General features: G+C 65.9%; 10 protein-coding genes and 1 tRNA gene. 3 read left to right on the forward strand and 8 right to left on the reverse strand.

The features are described 5' to 3' along the window. Positions 1–6: 6 nt before the first annotated feature. The 3 genes from ACPDIT_RS08970 to ACPDIT_RS08980 form a co-directional block, all read right to left on the reverse strand. Positions 7–1,140: a mannose-1-phosphate guanylyltransferase gene (locus ACPDIT_RS08970; RefSeq protein ID WP_423442863.1), complete on the reverse strand. Its 1,134-nt coding sequence runs from the start codon at positions 1,138–1,140 to the stop codon at positions 7–9. Between the two features lie 185 nt (positions 1,141–1,325). Further along, entirely contained in the window at positions 1,326–1,526 is a 201-nt protein-coding gene (locus ACPDIT_RS08975; RefSeq protein ID WP_423442864.1) for a hypothetical protein, read from the reverse strand. Between the two features lie 56 nt (positions 1,527–1,582). Beyond that, positions 1,583–2,467, reverse strand: coding sequence for a transglutaminase family protein (locus ACPDIT_RS08980; RefSeq protein WP_423442865.1), 885 nt, complete (start codon positions 2,465–2,467; stop codon positions 1,583–1,585). A 569-nt stretch (positions 2,468–3,036) separates the two neighbouring features. Between ACPDIT_RS08980 and ACPDIT_RS08985 the strand changes: the two genes are divergently transcribed. After that, the gene (locus ACPDIT_RS08985; protein WP_423442866.1) at positions 3,037–3,726 is read left to right on the forward strand and encodes a hypothetical protein; all 690 of its coding nucleotides are present in this window, start codon (positions 3,037–3,039) and stop codon (positions 3,724–3,726) included. A 342-nt stretch (positions 3,727–4,068) separates the two neighbouring features. Here ACPDIT_RS08985 and ACPDIT_RS08990 read toward each other — a convergent pair whose 3' ends face one another. The 3 genes from ACPDIT_RS08990 to ACPDIT_RS09000 form a co-directional block, all read right to left on the reverse strand. Next, positions 4,069–5,463: an RtcB family protein gene (locus ACPDIT_RS08990; RefSeq protein WP_423442867.1), complete on the reverse strand. Its 1,395-nt coding sequence runs from the start codon at positions 5,461–5,463 to the stop codon at positions 4,069–4,071. Between the two features lie 380 nt (positions 5,464–5,843). After that, a tRNA-Met gene (locus tag ACPDIT_RS08995) sits at positions 5,844–5,919 on the reverse strand. Between the two features lie 116 nt (positions 5,920–6,035). Next, complete coding sequence (locus ACPDIT_RS09000) at positions 6,036–7,040, reverse strand: aldo/keto reductase (RefSeq protein WP_423442868.1); 1,005 nt, start codon at positions 7,038–7,040, stop codon at positions 6,036–6,038. A gap of 211 nt (positions 7,041–7,251) precedes the next feature. Between ACPDIT_RS09000 and ACPDIT_RS09005 the strand changes: the two genes are divergently transcribed. Both ACPDIT_RS09005 and ACPDIT_RS09010 read left to right on the forward strand, forming a co-directional pair. Beyond that, positions 7,252–8,643, forward strand: a complete 1,392-nt coding sequence (locus tag ACPDIT_RS09005; protein WP_423442869.1) for a Gfo/Idh/MocA family protein — start codon at positions 7,252–7,254, stop codon at positions 8,641–8,643. A 235-nt stretch (positions 8,644–8,878) separates the two neighbouring features. After that, complete coding sequence (locus ACPDIT_RS09010; protein WP_423442870.1) at positions 8,879–10,300, forward strand: Gfo/Idh/MocA family protein; 1,422 nt, start codon at positions 8,879–8,881, stop codon at positions 10,298–10,300. Between the two features lie 129 nt (positions 10,301–10,429). Here ACPDIT_RS09010 and ACPDIT_RS09015 read toward each other — a convergent pair whose 3' ends face one another. Continuing rightward, positions 10,430–11,836 carry a glycosyl hydrolase gene (locus ACPDIT_RS09015; protein WP_423442871.1) on the reverse strand — a complete coding sequence of 469 codons (1,407 nt, stop codon included), beginning with the start codon at positions 11,834–11,836 and terminating at the stop codon, positions 10,430–10,432. A 32-nt stretch (positions 11,837–11,868) separates the two neighbouring features. Then, a complete protein-coding gene (locus ACPDIT_RS09020; protein WP_423442872.1) occupies positions 11,869–12,663 on the reverse strand; it encodes a 3-ketoacyl-ACP reductase in 795 nt (264 codons plus the stop codon). Between the last annotated feature and the right edge of the window lie 165 nt (positions 12,664–12,828).

Here is a 12,828-nt window from a genome sequence, read left to right on the forward strand (position 1 = left end):
CGGGGTTTAGAGCAACGAGCGGTACTTCGGCTCCGTCTCGAGCTTGCGGACGAGATCGCGCACCTTTTGCGCCTGATCTTTGGGAACGATCAGCACGGCATCCCGGGTGTGAACCACCACGAGACCCTGCACGCCCACCAGCGCAATCAGGGTGCGCGCCGACCCCGGCCGGGCATCCAGAACAAGATTCCCGGACGCATCCACGGTCACACAGTCGGCTTGCAGGGTGTTCCCGGCCGCGTCGCGGGGCAGGTGCCGGGCCAGGGCGGACCAGGAGCCGACGTCGTCCCAGTCGAAGGAAGCGTCGGCGACGACGACGTTGGTGGCGCGTTCCATGAGGGCGTAGTCGATCGAGATCCGCGGCAGGGTGGGATAATCCCGGCGCAGCAGACGCGCCAGCCGTGCGGGGGAATGGCCGGTGGCGATCCAGCGTTGGCAGGCGGCATGGATGCGGGGCTGATGTTCCTCGAGTCCGCGGAGCAACGTGGGCACGCTCCAGACAAACATGCCCGCGTTCCAGCGGTAACGACCGGTCTGGAGAAACTCGCGGGCACGCTCGACGGTTGGCTTTTCCACGAACGCCTCCGCTTTGTGGAAGATCGTGTCGGCGCGGGGGGAGTTGTGGGGAAGTTCGAGCCGCTCGCCCACGCGGATGTAACCGTAGCCCGTGGCGGGTTCCGTGGGCGGGATCCCCAGCGTCACGATGACCGGCTCACGCGCGGCCACATCGAACGCGTCGGCCAGCGTTTGGCGGAAGCGGGCGGCGTCGTGGATCACGTGATCCGCCGGCAGCATCGCCATGACGGCTCCGGGGCAGCGCGCGGCGACCACCGCAGCGCCCAGGGCCACGGCGGCGCACGTGTCCCGGCCCATGGGCTCAATGACCACGTTGGCCCGGGGCAGCCGGGGCAGTTGGCGCCGAACTTCGGCCGCCTGGACAGCGGTGGTGATCACGAAGACCCGTGAAGGGGGCACGAGTCCCTGCAGGCGTTCGACCGCCAGTTGCAGCAGGGATTTGCGACCCAAGAGGCGCAGGAGTTGCTTCGGTGTTTTCTCGCGACTCAGGGGCCAGAACCGCTCGCCGCGGCCCCCCGCCATGAGCACCACATAACGCTCCTTGCTGGAAGCAGTGTTCTTCATGCTCGTGAGTCACGGCGAGTTCCTCGCGGAGGGTGATCGAGGACGAGGACACACTCCTGCCGGCTTGTTCCCCGGGTGCGGGCCGACGCCGGCGTTGCCTCCGGGGAGGGTCGGTTCTCGCGAGCCGCCGAGGTGGCCCTGCACCGTCGGGGACCTTGCAGGGATCGACCGGACGGAGTTGGAGTTCATCGCAACGGTCGGGTGTTCATGAGATAGATGATGAGGGCGACCAATGCGGAGACCACCAGGCCGACGGCGATGGCCGCCATGCGGATCCGACGTTGTTTGCGGTAAAAGGCGCGTCCGCCCATGCCGGGCAGCAGGTAAAAGCGTCGGCGTTCCTTTTCCTCGGGCGACAGGCGTCGGCGACGAAGTCGGCGGAACATGGCAGGGCGTCTTCGGATCGGGGCCTCGGGGCAGGGCCCACGTGTTCAGGTGGGGTTCAAGCACCCCGGGGGCGTTCCAGCGCCAGTTGATAGCGACGGAGACGGGCCGCTTCTTCGGGTTCACCCTCGCTGGCGTGGGCGGCGTAAAGTTGCGCGCAGAGCGCCGCCAGCAATTGACGTTCCGTGGCCGGCTTCAGATCCGCTTCGCGGCTGCCGGGGATTCGGCTCCGCACCATGCGGACCGCGGTGGCCCGGCTGAGGAGGGCGCCGTCGCCGGAGACGTCGATGAAGAACTCGGCGGTGGAGGATTGGAACCGGCATAGAAACAGATCCGGCAACCAAATGCCGGTGAGAGGGAGTCCCAGGCGCCGGCCCAAAATGAGGTAGAGGAGGCCGCCGGCCAGCGGGCTGGCCACGCTGGTATCCAGGACCCGGTTGAGATAGTTGGCGTTGGGCCACAGCGCAAACTCGGGACTGCAAAGTAAGGTGAGATCGTTCTGGAAGAAGGCATTCAACAAGTGCAGTCGGGTCCGGGCGTGACTGCGGGGTTTGATCCGCTCGCGCAACGTGGCGGCATAGCTCTCCAGGAGGGCTTCATACCCTTCGGGGTTCAAATCGGGATCCCGGGTTTGGGCCAGCAGCAGGGCGCCCTGTTCCAGATCCAGATTCTCCCCACAACGCAGACAGAACTGCAGGAAGCGATCGTCGGCGTTGCGACGGGCGAGTTCGTTGACCAGGGCGCGGGCGCGCTTGCGCAGTACGGGGTCGCGACTGATCAGGTGAGGGCGCAGCCAGTCGACGGCGGCGGGCCCTTGCGCCAGGACGTGTTCCCGAATCGCGGCAAACACGCGGGGATCCTCGTCGCCCAGCAGGGTCACCAGGGCCGCCCGTTGTCGTTCCGACAACGGCTTTGGCGTGGCGTTGGAAGACGCAACGTTCATGACGCCTGCCATTGAAGCAGAGCGAACAGCGAGCTTCAACGTTGGAGTGCGGCCGGCTTTGGGTCGCGCCGCCACCGCCGATGGGGTTCCGCAGCAGGCGCCCCTCGCCACGGTCGCCTCTGCGTGGGCTCCGGCAGGGCTCGGTGCTCTGACGTCGAGTCGCAGAAGCGGTCGAACCGGCGGGGGGAGGTGGTCAGGATGCGCCAGACACCGGTCGGCCGGGCTTGGGGATGCGCGGAGGTTTGCCCGGAACTTCGAGCTTACTGGAAAGCCCGGGGGCGAGTCCCCGTCCCGATTCCTTCCCGTGCCCGCGACGGTGGACCGTCCCGAGCGGGTGTCGGCCGGAGAGCGGCTTTCCCGGACAAATCCACGCCACCGTTGAGCCGTGCGGCTGGTTCCCAGCGGCGCTTGCTGCAATTGCGCGGGGCAATTCCGCCGCTTCACTGCCTCGGCCGGCTTGGAACTCTTTGAAAAAATTCCGAGAAACCTGTTGACAGACCGAAGGTTGCAGCTTAATCTGGCCGCGGTTTAACAAAGAGGAGAGCGAGGTCGAGCCAGGAGCTGAAACAATGAAACGTCTGCAGATTCTCACGTGCGCTGTTGCAGTAGTTCTCGGCGGTGCGGTTGGCCAAAGCGCAACCCTCGTTTATGACAACTCGTCCAACGATCTGGTGATCCGGTTCAATCCGGGTCCGGCCGAGGTCGGCGACGAAATCCTTTTGGCCCCTGGCCCCGAGCGGATGATCTCGACCTTTACCTTCCAGTATTGGGGCGAGAATTTCTCCGGGGACGAGCAGATCCGGGTGCGCTTTTACGCCAACGACGCGTTCTACGCCAGTCATAATGCCTTCATTGCTCCCGGGACCTTGTTGTATGACAGTGGCCCCTTCAGCATTCCGGCAACTCCGCGGCAGACCATCGTATTGGACTATGCGACCTTGTTGGCCGGGAACAGCGGGAATCCTGTGATCGTTCCGGATAGCTTCACTTGGAGCGTCCAGTTCTTGAATGTGAACCCGGGCGCCGGCGAGCGGGCAGGGTTGGACATTTATGACCCGCCGACGACCGGTTGGAATTATACGAGCTACTGGGAAAAGGATCCGATCCAGGGTTGGTTGTTGAAGACCAATCAGTTTGGGATCCCGATGAATTTCGGTGCCCGCGTGGAAGCCGTGGTGCCGGAGCCGAACGTGTTGGCGCTGGGCCTGGGCGGCGGGTTGCTGTTCCTCCTGGCTCGCAGCCGCGCACGCCGGAGCTGAGTCAGCCGGGCTTCGGCAGGACACTTTGGGCAGGGCACGGACACCGTCCGTGCCCTGCGCGTTTTTGGAAAGTGAGGAGCTCTCCCTTTTTGTGCCGGCAAGGGTGATTGAACGGCCGGCGCTCAGAGTCTTTGCGCGGACGGCCCGGGAAACGCAGCACCGGATCCATGGAGGCTGCGAGCGACCCATCGCCTGGGCGGTTCGCCACGATGTGCCGGCCCCCATCGATGCCCCGGAAGCGGCGCACGGGCGGCCGGGCCTTCCCGGTTCACATTCCGCAGCCATCCATCCATTGGCTCCGCAGTTTCGCGGGGGACACCTGCGGTTGCGGGCGTCGAAGGATCAATCTTCCGGCCGTTCCCCATGCGGCGCCATTTTCACGAGGCGTGGCTCGAAGCGTGCCACCGTTTCCACGAGGTCTGCCTGCGCGGCCATGACTTCGTGGATGTCCTTGTAGACCATGGGGACCTCGTCCAGCCCGGCGGAGATCAGTGTGACCCCGCGCTCTTTCAGGTAGCGTTGGACCTCTTTCCAGTCGAACCGCTTCATGGCCGCGGTTCGGCTCATGACGCGACCCGCCCCGTGCGCGGCGGAGTGCAGCGAAGCCGGATTCCCTTTTCCCCGAACCACGAACGCGGGCGAGGCCATCGAGCCGGGGATGATGCCCAGGGCACCCGGGCCGGCCGGCGTGGCGCCTTTGCGGTGGACGATCACTTCCCGTTCACGGCCCTGAATCCGGTGCCGCTCTTTCCAGGCAAAGTTGTGATGGTTTTCGATGTCCAACAGGACCTGGGCGCCAAGATGCTGGGCGATGTGACGGTGGATGCAGGCGTGGTTGGCTGCCGCATAACGGCCCATGAGCTCCATGGCGGCCCAGTATTCCTGGCCTTCTGCACTGTCCAGACTCAGCCATGCCAGATGTCGAAGTTCCCGCGGCAGGCGCGGGTGTTTCGATTGGGCCACGCGGCTGTAGTAGTCGCAAACCGCGGCGCCCGTGCCCCGACTCCCGCTGTGGCTCAGCAGGGCCAGGTACTGGCCCGGCTCCAACCCGCGCAACGGTTCGTAGAGCGTCAATACACCGAACTCCACAAAATGATTGCCGCTTCCGCTGGTGCCCAGCTGGGCCCAGGCGCGGTCTTTGTACTGTTTGGTGACGGGACTGACGGACCAGTCCTCGTCCATGACGGGGTGTTCCCGCCGGTGTTGGAAGGTCGCGCCCACGCCGAAGCGTGTTTCGCTTTCGATGGCCCGGATGAGGCGGTCCTTGCGGCGTTCCAAATCGCTCAGGGGCAGGTCCAGCACGCTGAGTTTCATGCGGCAGGCAATGTCCACGCCGACCCCGAATGGAATCACGGCGTTGTCCGTGGCGAGGACACCCCCGATGGGCAGGCCGTAGCCCACGTGGGCGTCCGGCATCAAGGCTCCGGCCAGGGCGATGGGCAGCCGGCAGGCGCGCTCCATTTGCTGGACGGCTTCGGGCTCGAGTTTTTGTCCCCACTGGCGCCATGGGGCCCCGTCGGCCGCCACCTCCGGCGGCGCGGCGTGCAGGGAACGTGCAAGCGCGCCCCGCTCCGGGTCGCCGCGAAAAACCTCCGGATCCGCCAGCACCGCTTTCAGATCGGAGCGGATCTGTTCGGGATCGCGACCGGCTGCTTCCCAGCGTTCGGTCAGCGCCTGGGCCTGCCGGAGGGGTTCTCCGGGCGGCACGCCGAGTTGCAACAATTCGGTTTCGTTCATGGCCTTCCGCGCGATTTGGCTTGTCGGCCGGGCCGAGCCTGCATCTGGTGGCCCGGGTTCCTTACAGTAGCCCGCTTATTGAGCTTTGAGAAGTGCGGGGAGGGACAAGGCCCGAGGGATGCGCCAACCATCCTCTTGAGAAGGGATCTTGGATGCGGGGGACGGCCGTAGAGCGGTTGCGGCAGGATGGGCCAGGGCGCGGGAGCCGGCTTTTCCCTGAGGGGAGCCATCGGGTCAATCGGCACAATCTGCTGTGAGCTGCGGTCGCTGTGCTGGAGGTGAAGTTCCTGAGGCACGCGAGTCGCTCCCGCCAGCCGGTCCCCGGGCCAAGAACCCGGATGCAGCAAAGCCCGGAGCTGAGTCCGGGCTTTGCGAAAAGCTGGTGCCAGGGGAGGGACTCGAACCCCCGACCAAAGGCTTATGAGTCCTCTGCTCTACCAACTGAGCTACCCTGGCATCGGCAGGAAGTTCCAAGAACCCTGCCACCGGGCCGGGCGCCGCAGGCAGGACCTGCGTCGGTATACCGGCCGAGGTAAATCTAAGGACCGCGCGGCCCGGGTGCAAGTGCGGCGTCAGGCCTGTCGTGCATGGCGATGCCACCAGTCGCAGCCGTAATTGCCGACCTTGTATTGTTCGATCCGGCCGTCGGCGGCCGGGCCCTTGGCCTTTTCGAGAAGCTCGGCGACTTCCGCCTCGGTGAGGGGCTGAAAGTTCCGGGCCATCGCGATGTCTTGACGCAAATCAGCCCGGGACTGGATCCCGCAGACCAGGCTGGTGACGGGCAGGCTGAGCACGTAACGACGCAGGGTGGGCGCGGGGATGCCGAGTTCTCGGACCAGCCGGCCGTTTTGGGAGGCCAGGGCCTTCATCCCCAGCACGCCAATGTTGCGCCGGTGGCACACGGGCAGGACCTCTTTTTGGAAGCTCTGGTAGTGGGCGTCCAACAGATTCAGAGGCATTTGCACGGCGTCCCACGCGAAGTCTTTGGCGAGCATCGCCAGGTGGAAACGCGGGTGCTGATGACCGGTAAACCCGATGAACCGAATCTTGCCCTCCTTTTTCGCTTCCAGGGCACACTTGAGGGCCCCGTTCTCGGCGAAGATGAGGTCGGGGTCATCGTCCCATTTGATGCCGTGGAACTGCCACAGGTCGATGCGGTCGGTCCGCAACCGTCGGAGGCTGTCTTCCAGGTGTTGACGGGCGGTGCGGTAATCGCGGCCGCAGACCTTGGTCATCAGAAAGACCTTGTCGCGGCGGCCGCCCGAGGCCAGGGCGCGGCCCATGAGTTCCTCGCTGCGTCCGTCGTGGTATTCCCAGGCGTTGTCGAAGAAGGTGACCCCCTCGTCGATGGCCTCGTGCATGATGGCGATGGCCTCGGCATCGTCGCGCACCGCGCCAATGTTCCAGCCGCCCAGGCCGATGATCGGAATCCGCACGCCGGTGCGGCCGAGGGGTCGGGTGGGGATCCCGGCGGGACCGGGTTGTTGCGCGGACAGCAGGGTGCGCCCCAGAGCCAGCCCGGCCAGAGCCGTTTGCAGAAACGCGCGGCGGGTCATCCGAGAAGCGGTCGTGCTCATGAGCCAAGTAAAGCCCCAAGAAGGGCGCTGTCAAATCGGCGAGTGCAGACTGCTCCGGGACCGGCCATGTGAACGGGGTGGCGCGGGCCGCGGATCGGACCCTGCGCCATTTGGGGCGGGCCGGTGTCCGGCCCGAGTGAGCGTGTCTCCAACGGATTCCCTCATGCGCCCGGCGTTGACGGCACGGCTGCCTCCTGTGAAAGATGCAGCGATGAACGAGATGTCCTCGACCAACTCATTGCCGAATCGACGGGAGTTTTTGATTCAAACCGGCCGTTGGGCGGCCGCCTCGGCCCTGGCGGGGGTGGCCCTGCCGCACGTGCATGCGGCGGCGGGCGGGCCGCTGCAGTTGGCCCTGGTGGGCTGCGGGGGCCGGGGCACGGGGGCGGTCAGCGATGCGATTCAGGCGGGGGTGGTGCCGGTGAAGCTGGTGGCCATGGCGGATGTGTTCGAGGACCGGCTGCGCAGCAGTTATGAGAATCTGTCGCGGCAGTTTCCGCGGGAGGTGGAGGTGCCGGCGGAGCGGCGGTTTTTGGGGTTTGATGCGTACAAGCGGGCGATGGAGTGTTTGCGGCCGGGGGATGTGGTGATTTTGGCGACGCCGCCGGCGTTTCGGTGGGTGCATTTTGGGTATGCGCTGGAGCGGGGGTTGCATGTGTTTATGGAGAAGCCGGTGACGGTGGACGGGCCGACGAGCAAGCGGATGTTGGAGCAGGCGAAGCAGGCGGTGGCGCGGAAGTTGAAGTGCGGGGTGGGGTTGATGTCGCGGCACAGTCGGGCGTTGCAGGAGCTGGCGCAGCGGGCGCACGACGGGGAGCTGGGCGAGATCATCCTCCAGCGCGGCTACCGCATGCACGGGCCCGGCGGATTCTCCGTCCGCAGGCCCTCGGGCATGAGCGAGCTGATGTACCAGGTGCGGCGGTTCCACAGTTTCCTGTGGGCCAGCGGAGGGGTGTTCAGCGACTACTACATCCACATCATCGACCATTTGTGCTGGATGAAGAACGCCTGGCCGGTGCGGGCGCAGGCGCTGGGGGGCCGGCACTACAAGACGGACGCGGAGGGTCGGCCGTATGTGGATCAGAACTTCGACGTGTATGCGGTGGAGTACACGTATGCGGACGGCACGAAGCTGATGTTTGACGGGCGGTGCATGACGGGCTGTCAGGATTTGTATGCCAGTTACATGCACGGGACGCGGGGGATGGCGGTGGTCTCGAGCAGTGGGGACTGTGGGTTGCCGTCGCGGATATTCAAGACGCATCAGATGCGGCGGTCGGATTTGGTGTGGGAGTCGAAGGTGCCGGCGGGGCAGGACAATCCGTATGTGAACGAGTGGCGGGATTTGTTGACGGCGATTGTGCGGGATGAGCCGTACAACGAGCTGGAGCGTGGGGTGATGGCCAGTGTGGTGACGTCGATGGGGCGGATGGCGGCGCACACGGGGCAGGAGGTGACGCTGGAGGAGATGCTCAACTGCGAGCATGAGATGGCGCCGGGGCTGGACCGGTTGACGGCGGAGTCGCCGGCGCCGCTGCAGCCGGGTCCGGACGGGCGCTACCCGGTGCCGACGCCGGGACGGCTCCGCAACCGCGAGTACTGAAAACGTGCACGAGAAACGGTCCCTGCCCCGGTGCCGGTGGACCGGGGCGGGCGAACCAATTGAGCGGCGCTTGAGACGCGGCCTGAGGAGCAGCCGGCCCGATCGGAGACCGCATGGGACGTTCCTGCAGGGGCTGCCTTTCTGAAGCAGGCGGGCTCCAAGGGCACACCGTGCTGGCAGACCCGGTTTCAGCCGGGCGTTGACAAACCCGGCCTGTTCTGCGGAGGATCCCGCCATGAACGAGATGTCCTCGACCAACAACGAGATGTCCTCGACCAACTCATTGCCGAATCGACGGGAGTTTTTGATTCAAACCGGCCGTTGGGCGGCCGCCTCGGCCCTGGCGGGGGTGGCCCTGCCGCACGTGCATGCGGCGGCGGCGGGCGGGCCGCTGCAGTTGGCCCTGGTGGGCTGCGGGGGCCGGGGCACGGGGGCGGTCAGTGATGCGATTCAGGCGGGGGTGGTGCCGGTGAAGCTGGTGGCCATGGCGGATGTGTTCGAGGACCGGCTGCGCAGCAGCTATGAGAATCTGTCGCGGCAGTTTCCGCGGGAGGTGGAGGTGCCGGCGGAGCGGCGGTTTTTGGGGTTTGATGCGTACAAGCGGGCGATGGAGTGTTTGCGGCCGGGGGATGTGGTGATTTTGGCGACGCCGCCGGCGTTTCGGTGGGTGCATTTTGGGTATGCGCTGGAGCGGGGGTTGCATGTGTTTATGGAGAAGCCGGTGACGGTGGACGGGCCGACGAGCAAGCGGATGTTGGAGCAGGCGAAGCAGGCGGTGGCGCGGAAGTTGAAGTGCGGGGTGGGGTTGATGTCGCGGCACAGTCGGGCGTTGCAGGAGCTGGCGCAGCGGGCGCACGACGGGGAGCTGGGCGAGATCATCCTCCAGCGCGGCTACCGCATGCACGGACCGGTCGGCTTTTTTGCGTCCACTCCCAAACCACCCGAGATGAGCGAACTGATGTACCAGGTGCGGCGGTTCCACAGTTTCCTGTGGGCCAGCGGAGGTTCGTTCAGCGACTTTTACATCCACATCATCGACCATTTGTGCTGGATGAAGAACGCCTGGCCGGTGCGGGCGCAGGCGCTGGGGGGCCGGCACTACAAGACGGACGCGGAGGGTCGGCCGTATGTGGATCAGAACTTCGACGTGTATGCGGTGGAGTACACGTATGCGGACGGCACGAAGCTGATGTTTGACGGGCGGTGCATGACGGGCTGTCAGGATTTGTATGCCAGTTACATGCACGGGACGCGGGGGATGGCGGTGGTCTCGAGCAGTGGGGACTGTGGGTTGCCGTCGCGGATATTCAAGACGCATCAGATGCGGCGGTCGGATTTGGTGTGGGAGTCGAAGGTGCCGGCGGGGCAGGACAATCCGTATGTGAACGAGTGGCGGGATTTGTTGACGGCGATTGTGCGGGATGAGCCGTACAACGAGCTGGAGCGTGGGGTGATGGCCAGTGTGGTGACGTCGATGGGGCGGATGGCGGCGCACACGGGGCAGGAGGTGACGCTGGAGGAGATGCTCAACTGCGAGCATGAGATGGCGCCGGGGCTGGACCGGTTGACGGCGGAGTCGCCGGCGCCGCTGCAGCCGGGTCCGGACGGGCGCTACCCGGTGCCCATGCCGGGGCGCCTCCGGGGCCGCGAGTACTGACCCTGTCGGTCGGGACCCCCCGGCCAGGGGGCCTTGTGTGGCCAGGCTGTGCGCCTGCGGGCCTGCGCGGCGAGGGCGGAGAGATCCTCCGTCCCGCCCTTTTCTCCAACCTCGTGCCCGGGGACCTGCTCAGTCGTGTCTTACGCCGCTGAAAAAGGTGGGATAGACCTCGCCACGGGCCTCCCGCAGGATCAGCAGCGCCAATTCCCGGGCGTGGTAATCGCCCCACATGGAGCTTTCCCCGTTGGGCACCTTCTGTCCCGGGGCTACGTAATCCCAGCCGTTGGGGCGATGATACACCGAATGCAGAATCAGGCCCTGGTGTCGCGGGTCGGTGCTCAAGTAGGGCTCGTTGAACAGCGTGCGGGCGATGGTTAGTGCGGCCTGACGATAGCGCCGGCCCCGTGCGGGTTCTCCGTGGGCCCAGAGGTAGTTGCCGAGGCGGAACAGTCCCTGGGCCGCGATGGCGGCAGCGGAGCTGTCCACGGGTTCCCAAGGGTTGAAGGGATCCGAGGGACGGTCGAGATAGTCCGGGGGCAGCCGATGGAGTTGCGGGGCGCCCGTGTCCCACATTGGAACGCCGTCGGCACAGCAGTGGGCGAGGTAAAAGTCGGCGGTCACGAGGGCGCCGCGCTGCAGTTGAGCCAGGAAGGCTTCGCGACCGCCGGCGGCGGCGAAGTCCTCGTCGCTGCCCCGGACGCCGGCGTGGAAGAACTCCAGTTGTTCGGCGCAACCCAGCAGGGCCCAGGCCAGGCCGCGGGTCCAGGTGCTGAAGGGCGAGTACCCCTGTTGAGAGTTGGGGCATCGGAACTGGCCGCTGGTGGTGTTGAAAATGGCTTCGTGGGCGACCCGGCCGGGCACGTCATAGGCATCGCGGCCCTCGCCATAATAGATGTTGTAGCGCAGGGTGTTCCACGCGTGGTGGACGAGGCGTTGCAGCAACGAAATCCGCGCGTCCTGCTCGCTCATGAGGACGTGTCCGAGCTGATGGGCCACGGCCAGCACGCGCAGCGACCGAATGGTGTCCACAAACAAGGAATGCGGCCCGTTGAAACTGTGGATGAAGCCCGTGCCATCCGCCAGACGTGTCCAGCGCGAGGCCTGGATGGCGCCACTGACCTTCAGAGCCAGCTCGTAGAAGGCCCGTTCCTCGGCTTGCTCGGGGATTTTGCCCTCGTGCATCAGCCGGAGCAGTTGGCCGTAGGTGGAGATGTTGTTGAAGCCATGGTCGTGCACGCCGATGTGCGACAAATGCGGGGCCATGCGCTGGAAGGTGCCGCGCCGGCCGATCTCCAGGAAACGATCCTCGCCCATGGCATCGAACTGCAGCAGGGCCGAGCCGTATTGAAATCCCTGGGTCCACTCGGTCCACCCCCGGGTGGTGTATCGACCGCGCACCGTGAAGACGGGCGTGCCCCGTTCCGGGGCCCAGGTCTTTTCCAGGGAAAGGATTTTTTCCGCCGAAAGTTCGAACAGGCGCTCGATGGCGGGGACCAGTTGACGACTGTTCAGTTTGGAGTCGATGCGCAGAGCCATAGGCGTGGGTTGGTAACAGTGGCGGCGGCGGTTCAGAGCCGGTGCAGATGGAAACCGCCGTCGATGTTGAAGACCTCGCCGGTGCTGAAGGGAAAGAGATCGGAGGCGATGGCAGCCACGGCCCGGCCGACATCGTCTGGGGTCCCCCAGCGCCGGATCGGCGTCAGTCCCTCGGCAATGAGACGGTCGTACTTCTCCTTGACGCCCGCCGTCATGTCCGTGGCCACGATCCCGGGTCGGATTTCGTAAACGCCGATCCCGTGGTCGGCGAGCCGCACCGCGAACAGCCGCGTCATCATCGACAGCGCGGCCTTGCTGAGGCAGTAATCGCCCCGGTTTACCGAGGCGGTGTACGCGGAGATCGAGGAGACGATGACGATCTTGGGCCTGGGCGCCTCGGGTGGAGCCGCTTGAACCTGTTCGATCATCCAGCGGGCGGCCTGTTGGGTGAGGAAATAGGGCCCTTTGAGGTTGATGGCCAGGACGCGGTCGAAGCTCTCCTCGGTGGCTTCCAGGATGTCGGCGCGCACGGTGGGCGCCACGCCGGCGTTGTTGACCAACAAGTCGAGTCGTCCAAAGGTCTGCCGCGTGAAGTCCAGCAAGCGCTGCCGATCCGCCGCCACGCTAATGTCGGCCTGGCAGGGCTCGGCGCGGATGGAGCGGCCGGCGGCCTCGGCGGCGACGCGGCAATCGGCGGCGGTTTGCGCGGCCGCGTCGGCGCGACCAGCGTAGTTCAAAACCAAATCGTAGCCCAGGCGTGCCAGTGCCAGGGCGATGCCGCGACCGATGCCGCGGGAGGCACCGGTGATCAAAGCCACCGCGTTCATGCGCCGCAGCATAGGCACGGGCGGGCGGGACGGGAAGTCAAACCGCCAGGGGCGCCCGGGGCGCGGCGGGCCGGCCCCTGAGCCGTTCATGCCGGCGGGATCAGGGCGGCTCGGCAAAGATCGGACAGGGGTCTGTTGCGGAGGCGGAGGGTGAGGAAAATGCGG

Source organism: Limisphaera sp. VF-2 (assembly GCF_049537125.1).
Classification (GTDB): Bacteria; Verrucomicrobiota; Verrucomicrobiia; order Limisphaerales; family Limisphaeraceae; genus Limisphaera.